Annotated in this window: 17 protein-coding genes; 7 read left to right on the plus strand and 10 right to left on the minus strand. The window is 40.2% G+C overall.

Annotated elements, in window-relative coordinates; translation table 11 throughout:
- Positions 1 to 409: 409 nt before the first annotated feature.
- From V5804_RS14640 to V5804_RS14670, 7 genes are all read left to right on the plus strand, one after another.
- Positions 410 to 2,326 (plus strand): beta-N-acetylhexosaminidase, encoded by a 1,917-nt coding sequence (locus tag V5804_RS14640; protein WP_369592141.1) that lies wholly within the window; start codon positions 410 to 412, stop codon positions 2,324 to 2,326.
- A 148-nt stretch (positions 2,327 to 2,474) separates the two neighbouring features.
- Positions 2,475 to 3,299: an ATP-binding cassette domain-containing protein gene (locus V5804_RS14645; protein WP_369592142.1), complete on the plus strand. Its 825-nt coding sequence runs from the start codon at positions 2,475 to 2,477 to the stop codon at positions 3,297 to 3,299.
- Positions 3,300 to 3,304: 5 nt separating this feature from the next.
- On the plus strand, positions 3,305 to 4,084 hold the full coding sequence (locus V5804_RS14650; RefSeq protein ID WP_369592143.1) for a hypothetical protein: 780 nt from the start codon (positions 3,305 to 3,307) through the stop codon (positions 4,082 to 4,084).
- A 2-nt stretch (positions 4,085 to 4,086) separates the two neighbouring features.
- On the plus strand, positions 4,087 to 4,461 hold the full coding sequence (locus V5804_RS14655) for a GntR family transcriptional regulator (RefSeq protein WP_369592144.1): 375 nt from the start codon (positions 4,087 to 4,089) through the stop codon (positions 4,459 to 4,461).
- A 10-nt stretch (positions 4,462 to 4,471) separates the two neighbouring features.
- Positions 4,472 to 5,191: a hypothetical protein gene (locus V5804_RS14660; protein WP_369592145.1), complete on the plus strand. Its 720-nt coding sequence runs from the start codon at positions 4,472 to 4,474 to the stop codon at positions 5,189 to 5,191.
- A 45-nt stretch (positions 5,192 to 5,236) separates the two neighbouring features.
- Entirely contained in the window at positions 5,237 to 5,428 is a 192-nt protein-coding gene (locus tag V5804_RS14665) for a hypothetical protein (RefSeq protein WP_369592146.1), read from the plus strand.
- A 13-nt stretch (positions 5,429 to 5,441) separates the two neighbouring features.
- Positions 5,442 to 6,038, plus strand: coding sequence for a molybdenum cofactor guanylyltransferase (locus tag V5804_RS14670; protein ID WP_369592147.1), 597 nt, complete (start codon positions 5,442 to 5,444; stop codon positions 6,036 to 6,038).
- A 39-nt stretch (positions 6,039 to 6,077) separates the two neighbouring features.
- Here V5804_RS14670 and V5804_RS14675 read toward each other — a convergent pair whose 3' ends face one another.
- The 10 genes from V5804_RS14675 to V5804_RS14720 form a co-directional block, all read right to left on the minus strand.
- Positions 6,078 to 7,022, minus strand: coding sequence for a GDP-L-fucose synthase family protein (locus tag V5804_RS14675; RefSeq protein ID WP_369592148.1), 945 nt, complete (start codon positions 7,020 to 7,022; stop codon positions 6,078 to 6,080).
- 33 nt (positions 7,023 to 7,055) lie between these two features.
- Complete coding sequence (gene gmd, locus V5804_RS14680) at positions 7,056 to 8,171, minus strand: GDP-mannose 4,6-dehydratase (protein WP_369592149.1); 1,116 nt, start codon at positions 8,169 to 8,171, stop codon at positions 7,056 to 7,058.
- Between the two features lie 302 nt (positions 8,172 to 8,473).
- Positions 8,474 to 9,871 carry an undecaprenyl-phosphate glucose phosphotransferase gene (locus tag V5804_RS14685; protein WP_369592150.1) on the minus strand — a complete coding sequence of 466 codons (1,398 nt, stop codon included), beginning with the start codon at positions 9,869 to 9,871 and terminating at the stop codon, positions 8,474 to 8,476.
- A 166-nt stretch (positions 9,872 to 10,037) separates the two neighbouring features.
- Positions 10,038 to 11,297 (minus strand): WcaI family glycosyltransferase, encoded by a 1,260-nt coding sequence (locus V5804_RS14690; protein WP_369592151.1) that lies wholly within the window; start codon positions 11,295 to 11,297, stop codon positions 10,038 to 10,040.
- Positions 11,298 to 11,307: 10 nt separating this feature from the next.
- On the minus strand, positions 11,308 to 11,856 hold the full coding sequence (locus tag V5804_RS14695; RefSeq protein ID WP_369592152.1) for a WcaF family extracellular polysaccharide biosynthesis acetyltransferase: 549 nt from the start codon (positions 11,854 to 11,856) through the stop codon (positions 11,308 to 11,310).
- 208 nt (positions 11,857 to 12,064) lie between these two features.
- Positions 12,065 to 13,306, minus strand: coding sequence for a glycosyltransferase (locus V5804_RS14700; RefSeq protein WP_369592153.1), 1,242 nt, complete (start codon positions 13,304 to 13,306; stop codon positions 12,065 to 12,067).
- On the minus strand, positions 13,306 to 14,490 hold the full coding sequence (locus V5804_RS14705) for a glycosyltransferase (protein WP_369592154.1): 1,185 nt from the start codon (positions 14,488 to 14,490) through the stop codon (positions 13,306 to 13,308). Before V5804_RS14705 ends, V5804_RS14700 begins: the two co-directional genes overlap by 1 nt.
- A complete protein-coding gene (locus tag V5804_RS14710) occupies positions 14,480 to 15,880 on the minus strand; it encodes a hypothetical protein (RefSeq protein ID WP_369592155.1) in 1,401 nt (466 codons plus the stop codon). The genes V5804_RS14705 and V5804_RS14710 overlap by 11 nt, the downstream gene beginning before the upstream one ends.
- A 279-nt stretch (positions 15,881 to 16,159) precedes the next feature.
- Positions 16,160 to 17,404: a glycosyltransferase family 4 protein gene (locus V5804_RS14715; protein ID WP_369592156.1), complete on the minus strand. Its 1,245-nt coding sequence runs from the start codon at positions 17,402 to 17,404 to the stop codon at positions 16,160 to 16,162.
- On the minus strand, positions 17,404 to 18,474 hold the full coding sequence (locus tag V5804_RS14720) for a glycosyltransferase family 4 protein (protein ID WP_369592157.1): 1,071 nt from the start codon (positions 18,472 to 18,474) through the stop codon (positions 17,404 to 17,406). Before V5804_RS14720 ends, V5804_RS14715 begins: the two co-directional genes overlap by 1 nt.
- Positions 18,475 to 18,760 lie beyond the last annotated feature (286 nt).

Genomic DNA, 18,760 nt, shown 5'->3' on the forward strand with positions numbered 1-18,760 from the left:
TAGCCAAAACCAGTACCAACAAAACGGTTTATATTTATTGGCCTGATTTTCAGTTATTTAGAATTTAATATAGTTTGAGATTAGCCGATAGAACCTATCATAATGAAAGGTTTTTTTCATTTTAATAGGGTGGCATACTGTTTTTACCGGGTAAAAATTGGTGCAGGTTAGTGGTTTTTGATTGTACGGTTAGAAATAGCCGATGCTTCTTTTATCGCCTAAAAATTGGTGCAGGTTAGTGGTTTTTGATTGTACAGTTTGATGTAGCCAATGCTTCTTTTATCGCCTAAAAATTGGTGAAGCAATATTTTTAATTACAAAATCAGTTTTAAAAGCCGTAAAAATTTAGTTCTTTTATCAGACCTAAATTTTGTTGATAAAAGAACTAAATTTTTGAACTTTCCCTGTTATGCTTAAAATTTACTCGTTACTTTTTTGCTGTTTGTTATCCTTTAAAACTTTCAGCCAACCTTCTGCCAAAACCATTGACATCATCCCGCAACCGGTGAGTATGGTTAAAAATGCCGGTCAGTTTTTATTGCCTGCCACGGTTACGATTGGCGCAAGTACTTCGGCCGAAATCTTGCCGGTTACTTCCTACCTTAAAAATAAAATCCAAACGGCAACAGGCAAAAGTGTTTTGGTAAAGGGCAATGCTTCTTTTACCACCATAAAATTGGCGCTCAACTCATCCGAAAACCCGGCCATCGGCAAAGAAGGCTATCAGCTCAACATCACACCAAAAGGAATTGTCATCAAAGCCAATGCTGCAGCAGGTTTGTTTTATGGCGTGCAAACTTTGGTGCAATTGTTACCAAAAGAAATTGAAAGCAAAACAGCCGTAAAAGGCGTAAAATGGACGGTTCCTTGTGTAAAAATTACCGATTATCCGAGGTTTGCGTGGCGCGGTTTGATGTTTGATGTTGCCCGCCATTTCTTTACCGTTGCGGAAGTGAAGCAATATATTGATGCTATGGTTCGGTACAAATACAATTTGCTGCACTTGCATTTGGCCGATGATGAAGGCTGGCGCATCGAAATTAAAGGCTTGCCGCGCTTGACGGAAGTTGGCGCGTACAATGCAAAACGTGTTGGTTATTTCGGCACTTTTGCTGCTCCGCCTGCTGATGAACCGCGCACTTACGGCGGTTTTTACACGCAGGAAGACATCAAAGAACTGGTAAGATATGCGCAAGAACGCTTTGTAAATATTTTGCCGGAGATTGATGTTCCGGGCCATAGTTTGGCGGCTGTGGTTTCTTATCCCGAATTGTCCTGTACGCCTGGTGCCGATAAGTACAAGGTGCGTTCAGGCGAAGAAATTATGGACTGGTCGCATGGTCAGCCTCCGATTGCCCTGATTGATAATACGTTATGCCCAGCAAACGAAAAGGTTTATGAGTTTATGGACAAGGTTATTACGCAAGTTGCCCAGCTTTTTCCTTTTCAATACATTCATTTGGGCGGAGACGAATGCCCGAAAAACTTTTGGGAAAAAAGCGATGCCGTTAAAACTTTGATGCAAAAAGAAGGGCTTAAAAACATGGAAGAAGTGCAAAGCTATTTTGAAAAACGCGTTGAAAAGATTGTAGAATCCAAAGGCAAAAAGTTTATGGGCTGGGACGAAATTTTGGAAGGCGGCCTGGCACCAAATGCGGTGGTAATGAGTTGGCGCGGCATGAAAGGCGGCATAGAAGCGGCAAAAATGGGTCACGAAGTAGTGATGAGCCCAACCACTTTTGCTTATATTGATTACATGCAGGGCGACCCTTCCATCGAAGCAAAAGTTTACGCTACGCTTCGGTTGGATAAAACGTATCAGTTTGAGCCAGTTCCGGACAGTGTGGATGCCAAATTGATTAAAGGCGGACAAGCCAATTTATGGACAGAACAGGTTTACAACTTACGCCGTGCCGAATACATGACCTGGCCGCGTGGTTTTGCCATTGCCGAAACGCTTTGGTCGCCAAAGGCAAGCAAGAACTGGGACAATTTTTCGCAACGGGTGGAAGGTCAGTTCCCGAGGTTGGAAGAAGCAGAAACCAATTATGCGCCCAGCATGTACGACCCAATTGTAAACGTTTCGAGGAAAGACAGCACCATGACGATTACTTTATCCACCGAAATAAAGCCACTGGATATTTATTACAGTTTTGACAACTCTTTTCCCGACCGGTTTTACCCGAAATACACGCAACCACTAACGGTGCCCAAAGAAGCGGCCCAAATTAAAATCATCACTTACCGCGGCAACAAACCTATTGGTCGTATGATGAGCATTCCAATCGCTGATTTAAACGCCCGTTTGCCAAAACCTAAAAAGTAGCAGGCACTGATTTTTTATCGGTAAAAGAAGCATCGGGCAAAAGTCCGATGCTTTTTTTATGCCCTTAAAATTTATTTTCAAAAATACTTGCATCTTAAATTTTCTTATTTACATTTGTAGTGTACTATTTATCTAATACACTAATGATATGATAAAAATCTCCAACTTAACATTTGGCTACGGCAGGAAAAAAACGCTGTTCCAAAACCTAAACCTGCAAATGCAGGAAGGGCACATTTATGGTTTGCTTGGTAAAAACGGTACCGGAAAATCCACTTTGTTAAAAAACATTGCCGGTTTGGTTTTTCCGCAGCAAGGAATGTGCGAAGTAAACGGCTACAACGCTTCCAAACGTTTGCCGGCTTTTTTGCAGGATCTGTTTTTTATCCCCGAAGAGGTGTATATGCCTTCGCTTACCGCAAAACAGTTTATCAACAGCACCGCACATTTTTATCCGGCTTTTGACGAAGCGCAGTTCAACAAAATGCTGCTGGAGTTTGATGTGCCGAACGATAGCCAGTTAAACAAACTCTCTTTCGGTCAGCAAAAAAAGGTGATGATCGCTTTTGGCCTTTCTACCAATACTTCTTTGCTGATTATGGACGAGCCGACAAACGGTTTGGATATTCCTTCCAAAAGCCAGTTCCGCAAAATTATTGCTTCGGCTTTAACAGAAAACCGCTGCATTATTATTTCCACGCACCAGGTTCGGGATTTGGATAACCTGATTGATACCTTATTGGTGGTGCACAACAAGCAAATTGTGCTGAACAGAAGTCTGGACGAAATTTCGGAACGTTTAAACTTTGGCCTGGCAGCGACTGGAACGGAAGTTTTGTATTCAGAAGAAAGCGTTCGCGGAACAAACACCATCAGCAAAAACACCAATGGCGGCTACAGCAAAGTGGACATGGAACTGCTTTTTAACGCCATCATCAACGAGCATCAAACCATCACCGAAATCTTAAAATAAGCGCTATGAACCAAACATTTAACCTAAACCGTTTTGCTGCTTTGTTTAAAAAGCACACGGTCGAAAACTACAAAACATACTTAATGTCGGTTGGCGTTCTGGCCGGCCTGTTGGTTTTGTTTATGGGCATTGCTTCCTACTCAAACGGCGGCTATTTATTGTTAGGGTTCCAGGAATCGTTTTTTATAATTTTTTTGCTGCTTGCCGGTAGTATTTTTACCAGTTTAACTTTTGCGGATTTAGGCGATAAAAAGAAAGTCATTCCAGCATTAACCTTGCCTGCCTCGCACTTTGAAAAATATTTGGTAAGCTGGCTGTATTCCTTCCTCATTTTTCAATTGCTGTATGTTGCATTGTTTTACTTGATTGTAAGCATCGTCATTGGTTTTGGCCACGATGTACCGGGCCGCGAAAACGTGCTGCTAAACTTATTCGACAAAGACCGGATGGCTTATACCGCGTTTATCATTTATCCGATTATACACGCCATTATATTTTTCGGTGCCATTTATTTCGAAAAACTTCATTTTATCAAATCGGGCTTTGCTTTTTTTATCGGTATTTTTTTGTTGGGTTTGATAAACAGTCCGATTATGGCTTCTATGATTGACCATAAAATTGTAGGCATTACAATTTTTAGTCCATTGGAAATTACGGACGGAAAAACTTACTGGACAATTTATCCGCCAGAAATCCAAAAGCTGACAGCAGGTATTGTGATTGTAGTAATTGTGGTGTTATTGTGGGTGAGTGCCTACTTCAGGCTTAAAGAAAAGGAGGTTTAAAAATGGATTTTAGAGATAACGAGCCTATATATATGCAAATTGCAGCTCATGTAAGCGAAAACATAACGCTGGACAAATGGCAGGCCGAGCAAAAAATCCCGTCGGTGCGTGAACTGGCCGTAGCGTTGCAGGTAAACCCAAACACCGTGGCACGCACTTATGATTTTTTGCAAAACCAGGAAGTGATTTTTAACAAGCGCGGCATTGGTTATTTTGTCGGCGCCGATGCCAAAAACAAAATAAAAACCTATCGTAAAGAACGCTTTTTGCAGCAGGAACTGCCAGAACTTTTTAAGAACATCTTTTTGTTAGACATCAGTTTGGAAGAAATTGAAAAGCGTTATCAGGAGTTTAAGACACAAAATTATCAGGCATAAAAACAGTATCATGAAAACAAGTAGTAAATTATTAGCAGCAGCAATTTTGGTGATTATCATTTCGATGGTTACCTACGATTTTGCTTTGCGTGCCGAATACAAAAAAGGCACTTACAAAAGCCGGTTTTACGGTTTCGAAAAAACAACGGCTTTTAATGGTTTCAACGCCATTGACAACCGCGCCGCCAACCTGATTTCCATTCAGGTTGAAAAAGGGAACGAACCCGGCGTTTGGATAAAAAGCAACTGGAAAGACCGGTTTAACATCCACCGTAACGAAAAAACTTTGGTGATTAACGTAGAAAATAAGGAATCAACCCGTGTAAGTTCTTATGATAACAGCATTACCGTTGTTTGCCCTTCCGTGGATAGCATCATTACGGCGCCTTATCTCGGTAAATCAGGTATGAATGAACTTCATTCTAGAGGCACAACCATTGTAGCAGGTTTTACTTTGGATAAATTATCTATAAAAGTAAGCAAAGGCGTGGATTTGTTTTTAGAGCGAAGCAACATCGCTAATTTACAAGCTTTGGTAGGCGATGCGATGTCTGACAATGCAAAACTTACTATCTCTTCCAGCAATCAAATTGATAATGCAACCATCAATGTGCCAGGAAAAAACCGTTTGGAAATTGAAAATTCGGTGATTGCCAAACGGAACTTCACCATTGCCGATAGTGCAACCGTTGCTTTTAGCGGGAGGTTTTTAAAACTGCTGGGCAAGTAATGCGGTTTTTTTAATGAAGCCTGACCTTATCACAAATCAATCTCAATGAAAAAGTTATTACTCAACTCAAACCCGTTTATACTTCTTTTAGCACCAGTTTTTTTACTTTCGATATTTTCGCTGTTCCATTGGACAATTAACCTGCAACTGCCGGATGTACAAACCGAAGTGATCGGTTTATTCAATAAAAGAACAGTTTTTGAGGTGTTGTGCGAAGTGCTGAAAAGCCAGTTTTAATTATAAAACGAACATGAAAACTGCTTTAAAAGGGTTGGTTTTGGCGGGAGGCAAAAGCAGCAGGATGGGCGAAAGCAAAGCCAGAATGAATTGGCACGGCAAAGAACAGCAGTATTATCTGGCCGGTTTATTGAAGGTTTGTTGCGAAGAGGTTTTTATTTCCTGCCGGGAAGAACAGGTTTTGGCAATTGACTTAAACTACAAAACGCTGGCCGACAAATACGAAAACGCCGGGCCTTTTGAAGCCATTTTAACCGCTTTTGAGCATGATCCGAATTGCGGTTGGCTAATCATCGCTTGTGATATTCCGCTAATGAATTTGGAAACACTCAAACATTTGCTGGATCAAAGGGACACTTCTAAAATAGCTACCGTTTTTGAAAGCCCGGTTGATGGTTTGCCCGAACCATTGGCTGCAATTTGGGAACCCGAAAGTTATTCTTTGCTGAAATTATACCATCAAAAAGAGCATCTTTCCCTACGAAAAATCCTGCTTACACACCAGGCAAAAACAATTAAAGCACCGGATGCCGGTGCTTTAATCAATGTCAATACGCCTGAAGATGTAAAACGTATCCGGGAAATATTAGCTAAAAGAAGCTCAGGTTGAACAACAATTTTATGCCGGTAAAAGAAGCATCATAGGTTTTTAACGTACCGCTACGTTTTCAGCTTTATTCAAAAAATCCTGATAGGCAAGTTTGATCCCGTCTTCCAATTCAACTTTATGTTTCCAGCCTTTTGCATGAAGTTTCGAAACATCCATCAATTTCCGCGGAGTACCGTCGGGTTTGGTAAAATCAAAATTTATATCACCTTCAAACCCGACAATACTTTTGATCAGGTAAGCTAATTCTTTGATCGTTAAATCTGTACCAACACCAACATTAATCGGGTCCGGCTCGCTATAATTCTCCATTAAAAAAAAGCAGGCTTCAGCAAGGTCGTCAGCAAACAAAAACTCTCTTTTTGGCCTGCCCGAACCCCAAATTACAACTTCATTTTTGCCTTCAACTTTTGCTTCGTGAAAGCGGCGGATCATAGCAGGCAAAACATGGGAATTTTGAGGATGGTAGTTATCGTTGTAGCCATACAAATTGGTAGGCATAACCGATATAAAATCGCAGCCGTATTGTGCGCGGTAAGCATCGCACATTTTGATGCCGGCAATCTTTGCAATGGCATATGGCTCGTTGGTTTCTTCAAGCGGCCCGGTCAAAAGGTAATCTTCTTTTAACGGTTGCGGCGCCATTTTAGGGTAGATACAGCTTGAGCCTAAAAACATCAATTTTTTTACCTTGTTAAGGTAAGATTGATAGATTACATTGTTTTGAATAGAAAGGTTTTCATAAATAAAATCTGCCCGATAAACATTGTTGGCTATAATCCCGCCAACTTTGGCTGCAGCTAAAAATACGTAATCAGGTTTTTCTGCGGAGAAAAAACCGGCAACAGCTTGTTGATCACGTAAATCAAGTTCTTTTGAAGACCTGGTGATAATATTTTGGTAGCCTTCTGCTTCAAGTTTTCTCACAATGGCCGAGCCCACCATTCCTTTGTGGCCTGCCACATATATTTTAGCGTCTTTTTCCAATATTTTATGTTTTATTAAAACTCATCAACTTTGTTACTCGTACTGGTTTTTGATGGAGTAACCTAATTCTTTTAAAGCTTTTTCTTTGGTAAACAATTTTAAGTCAGCGTTCATCATATCCTGTACTAACATTGGCAAATCGTATTTGATTTTCCAGCCCAATTTAGTGATTGCTTTTGTCGGGTCGCCAATCAACAACTCAACCTCGGTAGGGCGGAAGTAAGCCGGGTCAACCGCAACAACTTCTTTGCCTGTTTCTATTTGATATTCCGGGTTGCTGCACGATACTACATAACCTTTTTCGTCAACACCTTCGCCTTTAAATTCAATTTCGATGCCAGCTTCTTTAAAAGCCATTTTCACGAAATCGCGGACAGGGGTGGTAATACCGGTTGCGATAACGTAATCTTCCGGTTTTTCCTGTTGCAAAATGCGCCACATGGCTTCCACGTAATCTTTTGCGTGGCCCCAGTCGCGGCGTGCATCCAAGTTTCCTAAGTATAACTTCTTTTGCAGGCCTAAAGCTATTTTTGCCGCACCGCGTGTAATTTTGCGGGTTACAAATGTTTCGCCGCGCAAAGGGCTTTCGTGGTTGAACAAAATACCGTTGCAAGCATACATGCCATAAGCTTCGCGGTAATTTACGGTGATCCAATAAGCATATAATTTGGCTACCGCATAAGGCGAACGCGGATAAAAAGGCGTAGTTTCTGATTGCGGAACGGCCTGAACCAAACCATACAGCTCAGAAGTTGAAGCCTGGTAAACTTTGGTTTTTTTGGTTAAGCCCAGCAAACGCACAGCCTCCAATATCCTTAATGTACCGATACCATCGGCATTGGCTGTGTATTCCGGTGTGTCAAAACTCACTTTTACGTGAGACATGGCACCCAAATTGTAAATCTCGTCTGGCTGGATCTGCTGGATGATACGGATCAGATTTGTTGAATCGTTCAAATCGCCATAGTGCATAAAAAAGCTGACGTTTGCTTCGTGCGGGTCTTGGTACAAATGATCAATACGGTCAGTATTAAACGAAGAACTTCTGCGTTTGATACCGTGCACTTCATAATCTTTAGACAATAGCAGCTCTGCTAAATAAGCACCGTCCTGACCAGTGATACCTGTAACCAAGGCTTTCTTTTTCATATGTTTTTTGTTAAATTGTTGTTATAAATTGTGATAAGTTGACTGACAAATTGTTTGGTGCAAAATTTAAAAAAATAAATTTCAATCTAAAGCCTGGTGCTTTAAAATTAAAGTTGTATTTTTTTTGGGGTTGATGCTTCTTTTATCACCTCAAAATCTTGATCATTTTGTTTTTAATTTATTATCTGTAAGCATGCACCAATTTTTACCCGGTAAAAGAAGCATTGCATTATCTTCAATGTTAAATTGAAACGGGGGCAATAAAAGTTTAAACAAACCACTATAAATATTTAAAGCTAAAATCAATAAGCATTTTCTTCCCCTTTTAAAGTATTGATGATGGTTAAAAATATAATTTTAATATCCAACATCAGCGACCAGTGTTCGATGTACCAAATATCGTGTTCCACACGTTTTACCATTTGCTTGTGGTCTTTGGTTTCTCCGCGATAACCATTCACTTGTGCCCAACCGGTTATGCCAGGTTTTAGCAATTGCCTTACCATATATTGGTGCACAATGGCTTTATACTGTTCGGTATGTTTAACCATGTGCGGCCTGGGGCCAACCACGCTCATATTGCCTATTAATACGTTAAAAAACTGAGGAAGTTCATCAATACTTGTCTTGCGCATAAACGCCCCGATTTTAGTAACCCTCGAATCATTTTTGGTGGCCTGTATGTGTTCAACATCATCGTTCATGGTCATGCTCCTAAACTTGTAGCACCAAAACGGTTTGTTGTCTTTGCCGGACCTTAATTGCATAAAAAATACCGGGCCTTTGGATTGCAGTTTGATAATGACCGTCAGGATTGGGATGAGCCAGGAAAGTATAAAAATAACCACACAAACACTGGTGAAAATATCAAACGAACGTTTAAAAATACGGTTAGTGATGTGTTCTAAAGGCTCCGTCCTGGTACTTAAAACCGGTATTTCATCAAAATAAGTATCAATGGCGTAATCCGAATTAATGATTTTGGTAACATCAGGTATAAATTTAAAGCGGACACAATTTTGCTCTGCCACGGCCACCAAATCGTTGATGTGGTGGTGGTCTTCCGGAAACAAAGTAGAGTAAACTTCCGCCACTTCGTTTTCTACCGCATAGTTCATCAGTTTATTGATCGGGCGGATAACATCCTGGTTTGTTTTATCCATATAACTTTCTGTTGTGTGATCAAAAAAACCGGTAAAGTTATATGACATCTGGTTTTTCAGGAAATAATCAGCCAGCCTTTTTGCCGTTTCGTTATAGCCGATAATGGCTATTTTCTTTTTGTACCTAACCCGTTTAATATGGTATTGTTCAAAAGCGGTAATAACAAACCTGCTGATAATAAAAGCACAAATTTCCAGTATAAAAATATAAACCAGGAAGTTTTTTGAGTACGAAGCATAATTGGTCAACAAAATAACCACATTAAAAGTCAGCGCATGCAATACAACCGCCCGCCAGCTTTTTTGGAAAATAAATTCGGTACGTTGGGCAGTTTCTCGATGGTACAACTGCATAAAAAAAGCAGATGCAATCCAGGTGGCGTTAAATATTAACAGATCAAGGTTGTAATGTGAGGATTGTATGATCGAATTGTTCTGGCTGTCCAAAAAATAAGCAATCATAAAAGAACAATTGATTGCTATAATATCGCCCAGAAAAAGTAAAACAATTAAAAAAAATATATAACGGTTTTCCATATTTGGGTAATCACCTTATATCAAGGTTTTTGTATGATGATAAATATATAACAAAAGTTTAACTTCAGGTAAAATTTAAAATGTTGTTACGTGTTGCTTTATTAGTTAAACTTTTTTTTATACGGTAAAAGAAGTATCAAAGTCAACAAATTTTTAAATAAAATTTCTACTTAATTGATGCCATGTCCTGGGCGTACTTTTTTAGTATTTCGTTAATGGATAAATATTGCTTGGCATAATTACGTGCATTGTCGTTAATATGCCCCATTTCTGGGTTAAGTGCTTTTTGGATGGCTTCGGTTAATGCCGCCTGGTTTTCCGGTTCTGCCAATAAACCAATTTGATTATTGTTGACTATTTTAAACAAACTTGACTTGACGGGAGCCGTAATAACCGCCAACCCTCCAACTGCAAGAATGGCCGTAAGTTTAGACGGCATGACTAAATCGCTGGCATTTGTTTTCTGGATCACCAAGTGTACATCGGCCATATTTAAAAATCCGTTCAGTTTTTCGGCTGGCTGCAACGGCAAAAAAACAACATTTTCTGTTTGCAAATTCGTTTTTAAATCCTCCAGTTTCTTTTTATAAGGCCCTGAACCGCAAATAACGAATTTTAGGCCTGAACGGTTTTTTAGCGAATCGGCAGTATATAAAATTGCTTCCAAACCTTGTTTTTCACCAATGGCGCCCGAATATAAAATAACCTCGTCTGTAGCTTGAAACCCGAATGCTTCTTTTAGCCTGTCTTTTTCTGCAATAGGAAAAAACAAGGTTGTATCAACCCAATTGGGAAAAAAGCTGACCCTTTCCCTGCCGGCTTTTTGTTTGATCCGGTCAATCATCCCTTCCGAAATACTACTTAGCAAATCTGCCTGTTTCATGATAAACCTTTCGATCCTGAAAAGCAGCCTGATCAACAACCGGGATTTTATCATCTGCAAGTCTGCGGCCGCATCAATTTGCAAATCTTGTACGTGATAAAAAAACTTGGCACCTTTGATTTTTTTGTAAACAATAGCTAAAATGCCAGTCAAAAATGGAGGTGAAACGGTAATTACATAATCGTATTTCTTTTTAAACAATAAAAAAAATACCATTACGGTTGCAGAAAGGCAAAACGAAATATCAGACAAAATACGCGTAAAGCCCGACGGGTTGGCCGGGATAAAATGCGGGCAACGGTAAATTTTTATTGGGTTAGAAGCATCAGCATTAACTTGTTTGAAATCTTTACTAAACCAATAGGCTTTTTTGTTGTAAGGCGTTTTTACTTTCCAATCCGGATAATATGGATAAGTGGTAATCACCGTACAAATATTTCCCTGAGCGGCCAGCCAATCCATCATTTCACCGTTGTATTTTCCTATTCCGGTCAGTTCGGGATAAAAATTTCCGCCGATCAATAAAATTCTCTTTTCTGCCATTAAAACTTATCTAACCAACAAATTTACGTTCTCGAACGCGAACTGCCGGGTTGCCTGCATAAATAGTCCAGGCGTTTAACTCTTTGGTTGCTACCGAATTAACTGTTAATATGGCGTGGGACCTGCAAACAATGCCAGGGCAAACAACGGATTTTGCCCCGATCCAAACGCCGTCTTCCAAAACAATCTTTCCTAACTTATACGGAAAATCGCTCATTGTGTAGTCATGGTTCCCGGTCAGCAACATGGCATCTTGCGATAAACAAACATTGCTTCCGATAAAAACATTTTCTAAATTATCAATCCAAACTGATTCGCCGATCCAACAATTGTCGCCAATTTCCAAACGCCACGGGTTTTTGATCCTCACTTTTGTTTTGATCACTAATCCTTTACCAATCTTCGCACCAAAAAAACGCAACAAAGCACTTTTTGCACGATAAGGCCAGGGGAAAGCACTGTTAAAAATAAAATAATTGACAAAGTGCCAAACCAATACTTTCCATTTTGGGCCTGCTACATACTTGCCAACGGTAAATTTTGAAAGGTCTGTTCGCATCAATTCTGTTTAATACTTCTTTTAGCCCTGTTTTTTTTGTGTAACAAAACGCTAAATTATATAAATTTTGCTTGGAATGGTTCTAATTAACGATGCAGTGCCGATAATAAAAAAGCTTATAGCTGCCCGAAACGGCAATTATAAGCTTTAAAAATCAGGTGTTTGATATGCTAAAAACTTCTGTTTATAAAATTAAATATCTTTGAAATCAGTTTTTTACGGCTTCTAAAAAACCTTGTGCTGCCGGGGCAATGGCAAAGTGTTTTTCGTAGCATTGCCTTGCATTTTTACCCATTTTAACTTGCTCTTTGGGTGATAATTTAAACCAGTTTTCCAGTAATTGTTCGGTTCCGGCGGTGGTATCATCAGCAATAATACCGGCTTGGGCGGCAGCAATTTCAGTCCAGATGTTTACTTGGTTTGAAATTAAAACTGGTTTGCCGCATGCCAAAGCTTCTACCACGGCAATACCAAAATTTTCCTGATGGCTGGGCAATACGAAAACTTCGCAACCATAAAAAGCGCCCCATTTTGCATCTCCGGTCAACATCCCCGGAAAATAAATAGCTGTTTCTGCCTGTTCAAAACCGGCCGCCGCGGCTTTGACTTTTTGCCCGTATGGCGTTTCTAACCCCGGCCCGGCAACTACCAATTTTGTTGACACCAATTTTTTGCCGGTAAAAACAGTATTGGTATTAAGCTGGTCGGTTTCCTGCTTTAGATTATTAAAAGGCTGTGTTTTGATATAAGCATCCACCAATAGATCAGCCCCTTTTTTAGGATGGATACGGCTGATAAACAGGAGGTAAGGCTCGGTTAAGCCAGGGCATTTTTTAAAAAAAGCATCACGCATGGCTGGCGTAAAAGCAGGCGGTTCTTCCACGCCCAAACCAACAACGACTTCTTTTTTTGGAAGATATGGTTTGAAAGTTGTACGCGCCAATTGAAGTTCTGCTTCGCAGGTAAACAGCAGCCCGTCGGCCTGGTTAACCACTTTTCGTTCGATAAATTTCCAATATAACCAGTTGCGCACAGCTTTCAGTTTTCTGCCGGATGCCTTTTGAAAGTAGGGGTCCAACATCCCGTGCGGCATCACAAAAAATTTAGGGGTAAAAGAAGCATTCCGCTTTTTTAACTGGTTCAACGCTTTGATCAAACCATATCCCTGATAATTCCACAGCCCATGTAGAATTACCGCATCAAACTGTGGCAGGTTTTGCAATAGCCAGGGCAAATAACTGGGGTTGTAAAACCATGGGCCTTTTCCGGCACCCAAAGCCTCAACATAATCAGAATTTTGCCCGATAAAAGAAGCATCCGCAGCATCAAAACTAATGACCGTATTTTGAACGTCCAGGTAAGTGCCAAGGCCTTTAACTATTGTTCTGACTGCCTGACAAACGCCGCCCACTTTTGGATCCATACTGGCAGTAATATGCAATAACTTCATTAAGCAGTAGGTTTTTGAAGGATTTTTTGGTAGATTTCTTCGATCTGGTTTAAAGCAAGGTCGGCATTAAAACGCCTGGCATTTTCAATCCCTGCCGAAACCACATTTGCCTTTTCAACAGGGGCAAGGTTGATAATTTCTTCGACAGTTTTTGCCGCCTCCTGTGCCCACATTTTTATGTTCACCAAATCTTGTGGTTGTTTTCGGATTAAAAAACCAGTATCACCTGCAACTTCCGTCATCGGTGCTTCACTGGTCGTTACAACCGGACAACCACAGGCCATTGCCTCTGCAATCGGCCATCCAAAACCTTCTGCCAGAGAAGGGAACAAAAAAACCGAAGCACCAGAGTAAGCCGCGCTAATCAGTTGATCTTCAATATTATTAAAGTAATGAATTGATGATTTATAAGCTGATTTTTCAGTCCGTTCCAACAATTTTTCATCCGGTAATTCGCCGATCAATAACAACGGTAGATTCAAATTACTGATACTGCGCCAGGCATCATAAATCTCGATTACGCCAGTACGGTTTTTATACCACTGGTTTCCGCCAATGTGCAACAAATAACCATTGCTTAAATCTAATCCTGTTTTAGCGCTTAGTTCTTTTCTTGCCGTTGAAGAGTCTATGGCCACAAAATTTTGGTTCAGCCCGTTGTAAACTACATTTGAATTTATGTTGAAAGGATCAACAAATTGATGAAGATCAGCCTGCGTTTTTTTAGAAACCGAAATAAAGTTTTTTCCTTGCGAATAACCATACCGGATATAAGCCTGGTATTTTTTGCCGGTAAAAGAAGTAGGGTTTTGCGGGATTAAACCCAATGCAGATTGTTGCGCTAAAAAATCATGACAATGTACAACATGCGGCCGATTGGAAACCAAGGGCAGCCAAGGCCCCAAGGCATGATCTGTTAAGACAAACAAAGTATCCGGATTTAAAACTTTTAACTTAGATTGTGTTTTTGCAGGAAACAATAAATACTGGTCCAGATAACCCAGCCATTTTTTAAAAGCTTTTGGAAAAGGCAAATTATAAAAAGCCGGCTTTGGCGACCATATTTCTACCTGGTGGCCACGTTTTGCCATCCCTTCTGCCAGCATTTTCGCAAAACGCGGCATACTTTGGTGGCCAAGAAAGTTTGGATGGGTGAAGAAGATGAGGTTCAATTTAGGATACATTCAAATTAAGGCTTTTGTCGTAACCTTCCAAAGCCCCCTTGTTGGTAACAGGGCTATTTATAGATGCCAAAACCAATCCGCCAACAAAAACCGAAAACCCAAGGGAGGTAGGCTGTGCCCAATTGCCTTGCGAAACTTCTAAAATTGCGTAACTTAAAAGAAGCCAGGGCAGCAAGTCTCCGGCAACTAACCTTTTGTAGCTGCCTATCAAAAACTTAAGCGATAGCCCTAATCTGATAAAGATCACAGTAAGCCCAAATAAATACCCGAGTTCCCCAATTGTCCTTTCCCATTCACCTTCGGCAATAAGGTACATTTTACCACTTCCTCCCCCTAATAACTGGCCGCCAACATTAGTGCCCATCCCTATGCCCCAGCCAAAAAAAGGCGGGTTAAAATCGGGTGCTCCTACAAGTGCCAAAAGTAGCCCTCCAATTTGACGTCTTACAAGCGTCCCTTTTACCCCACCTTCATCCCTGGACGCAGTAGTAAGGCGAGTGGTAAATGCCTCGGTAGATCTTTGAAACGTACTTGTTTGGCTTAGGACTAAAAATGCAACAAAAGTTGAAACGATAACAAGTATAAGTTTGCCTATATACTGCGGTTTTCTGAAAGTAGCCAATATGGTAAATATTGCTGTTAATAATACTTGAAAAAATAAACCCCTGCTAATAGAAAGTGGGATGGCAGCCAACAAAGCCAGGGTAGAAACGATCAACAGCAACCGGTTGACGTTTTTTGGGTAAAGCCAAAAATAAAAGATATATGGGGCGAGTAAACTATAAAACATAGTTACGCCTGTTGTAAAGGAAAAAGTTCCGGGAGGCCGCGAGTAGCCTAACGCACCATTATAACCGGCACCTTTCATATCACCGCCAACACCGCGGTTTACCCATGCAGATTGAGGGCTGTAAAATTGCATTACCAATAAAACTGTCATCGGTATGGATATCCATAACATAATTTTGCCTGCTTTTATTAAATCGGCACGGTTAAAAACATTTCCTATGATAAAAATCAGTGGAAAGTGGAACAATAATATACGTGCGCCATACAACGTAACAATCAGGTTTCCATGGCCAAGCAACAAAGAAGTGAATATACTGATGAAGCCAATGACAACTATCGAACTTAAATAGATATTAGCCCTAAGTATGCCCCTTCTCCACGATATGAATACCAACCATATTGCAACAGGATCCCGGATAATTAATAACGGGCCTGAAAGTCCGGGCAAAAACCATTTTCTTAAAGCACCTTCAAAAATCAGGAGCAGGAAATAAACATAAATACCTTGCTTAATTATTAAGTTTGCATCAACTTTTTTTACCGGGTGAGTATTGGGCAAAGCGAAAGCCAAAGCATGTTTTTTTGATATTTCTATATCCATTGCTATTGATTGTTTCGATTATCGTTTTTTTTGACGTATTGATATTTAATCACGCTACATTAAAATTTGTTGCAAGAACCCAATTAAAAAATTTAAGATCATTCAAAATTATACGATAAAAACTTGTTTTAATTTTATTTGGATTATTTTTATGTGCTTCTTTTATCACCTAAAAAATGGCATGCATTTATTTTTGATTTGTTTGGATTGAGAGAGGCACCTATTTTTATGGGGTAAAAGAAGCATGGCATTTTTTTTCCGTGTAAATTTAAATGCCCATTAGAAATTATTTTTATCAACTGCTTTTGCCAACTCCTGTCCATACCTGTCCCAAGTTCGTTTGGTGGCCGTTTGTAAAGCTTCCCGTCCAGCTTCTGCAACGCTGCTGGGCCGCTGCAGCAATTCTTCAATGGCTGCCTGGAGTGCATTTGTTGAGCCTGCTTCAACCAACCATCCGTTTTCTCCGTGGATAATCAAATCAGGCCCGGCAGTACGGTCGGTAGTGATAACGGGCGTGCCTTGAGACATTGCTTCTGTAATCACCAATCCAAACCCTTCAAAAAGGGAAGGAAAAACAAGTACATCGTGGCTTTGCATCAGCTCCAAAACTTTGTAATGCGGCAAACTTGGGATCCAATTATGCTTTGCCAATGCTGCATCTAATGCCGGACATTGATCTGTTGATTTTTTTCCGACTACAGTTAATTCAACATGGTTTTTAAGCTTTTCAACGACTGCAAAAAGGTCGGCTATTCCTTTTCTTTGCGATAATCCCCCAACGAAAAGTAATTTAAGTGGCCTGGAAGCCGAACTTGAAGTGTAATTACGTGAACTGGCAACAGGTGGAAAGGCGTAAGGGACCACTTCAACGGGCGCTAATTTACCGGTATAATCTTTTAGTGTATTTGCAGTAAACTGGCTGGCGACAAAAATTTTATCGGCTAAAAAAAGCTCCTCGTCTTTCCTGGCTAGTTTTTCTTCCGAATCATCCAAACCAGTCAATGTAGTTGCCCATTCTGGCCAGCGTTCGCTTTCTATTTCTAAAAGCCGTTTTGATGCCCGCCAATAGCCAATCGGCAAATCATACAAACATTTAACCTGTAGCCTCTTGGCTTCGCGAAATGAAAATAAGGCACCGTCTTCATAAGCATATACGGCGTCAACCCCTCCGGCAGAAAGTTGTTTTAAACTTTTGGCTACCTTTTTATCTAAGTCTTGGTAAACCCCATCTACACTAAAAATTCCGGTTTCATGTTTAACCAGATTTTTAAAACCTACTTTAGTGGCGGCAAACCGTGCCAATTCAAGCCAAGGCCAGGTTATGGTATATGGTATCAATGCCGGGTCATAGTGCCGTCTGTTAAACTCTGCAAAAGGGCCGAAAGTGCTTAGCTTATCAAATATATTACCAGGAAATGTAGCTACGGTGGTTCTGAAGCCGCCGAGCATATTGGCGTTGTAAAGGCCAAGTGCAGCAGCACGGAAAGCTTGATTACCAGTTGGATGCGAAATAATTACTTTCATTAATTTGCTTTAAACGTACTTTTTGCGGCTTTTTCGATCACTTCTAGGTAACGCTGTGAAACTATATCAGGATAATGTTTGGCAATATGGTTTTTGGCCGCGTCCCGAAGCTGTTGCTCTAATTCAGGCTGTTCCAATATTTTTTTGATGCACAAAACCATCGCATCCGTATCACCGCGCTTAAAACTAATGCCTGCATTTCCGATTGCATCCGGTAACCCGCCGCCGTCAGAAACAATAGGCAGGCATCCGCAGGCCATTCCTTCCAAAACAACGTTGCCAAAGGGTTCTTCCCACAATGATGGTACGAGCATATAATGGTGTTTGTTTAAACAAACTGCAATATCGTTCCCTATAAGCGGGCCAGTAAAATTTACATAATCTGTTATCCCAAGTTCAGCAGCCAGTTTTTCCAGTTTTGGCTTTTCCGGCCCGTCTCCAATGATGGTCAATGTTGGTTTGAAAGTTAAAAAACGTTCTTTTTGATCCAGCAAACTTAATTTTTGAATTGCTTTGATAGCTTCGTCTGCACCTTTATTGGAGACCAACCGGCCCAGAAAAACAAAACCTTCGCTTTTAACTATGTTTGGAATGACTTTAAAAACCGCTGCCTGGTAAGGATTGCCGATGACAACAGCCGGTGGAAAACTATGCCTTCGAACCGCATCACTTACCGCAATCACTTTGGCGGCCCTCTTAAACCACAAAAACTTTAAGCGGTCTTGTAAGCCAATTTTTCCATGAACGCCGGTTTCTCCGTCAATCCGCGAAACCCAAGTGTTTAAAGCAATAACAGAAACATGGTTAAATATCAGGTTTGGCCATGCCAAACGTAAACACGGATTGTTTTCAAATACCACATCTGCCCATTGATGTTCTTTCAATAATTGCTTTACAGATGGATTTCTGACGATTGGAAAAGGGAAAATGTTTTCTCCAGGATCTTTTGTCCAAGTTAAAACACGGATATCGTGGCCAGCTTTAAAAAAAGCACGCGACAAAATATCTGAATTGGCTTCAATCCCACCAATAAAAGGGTAAAAATTATGGGATAAAAACAGTATTTTCAATAGTATATGATGTTATCAATTATGATATTTAACCACATTAAAATATCAATTTTTTTACTTTAAACTTCTAAAAACCTAACTCTATTAAGATTAAACTTGTTTAAACTTTTTTTCTATCTCTCTTTTTTGAGGCTGGTGCTTCTTTTACCACATAAAAATTAGTGCCTGTATCAGCCTAAATAAGTCGAAAACTATTTATTTGCCAATTTTTAGATGATAAAAGAAGCATGGTGTAAAGTACAAAAGAATAAGTTTAAACAAGTTCATTAGTAAAAATTAAATGTTC

The organism is Mucilaginibacter sp. (genome assembly GCF_041088075.1).
Lineage (GTDB): Bacteria > Bacteroidota > Bacteroidia > Sphingobacteriales > Sphingobacteriaceae > Mucilaginibacter_A.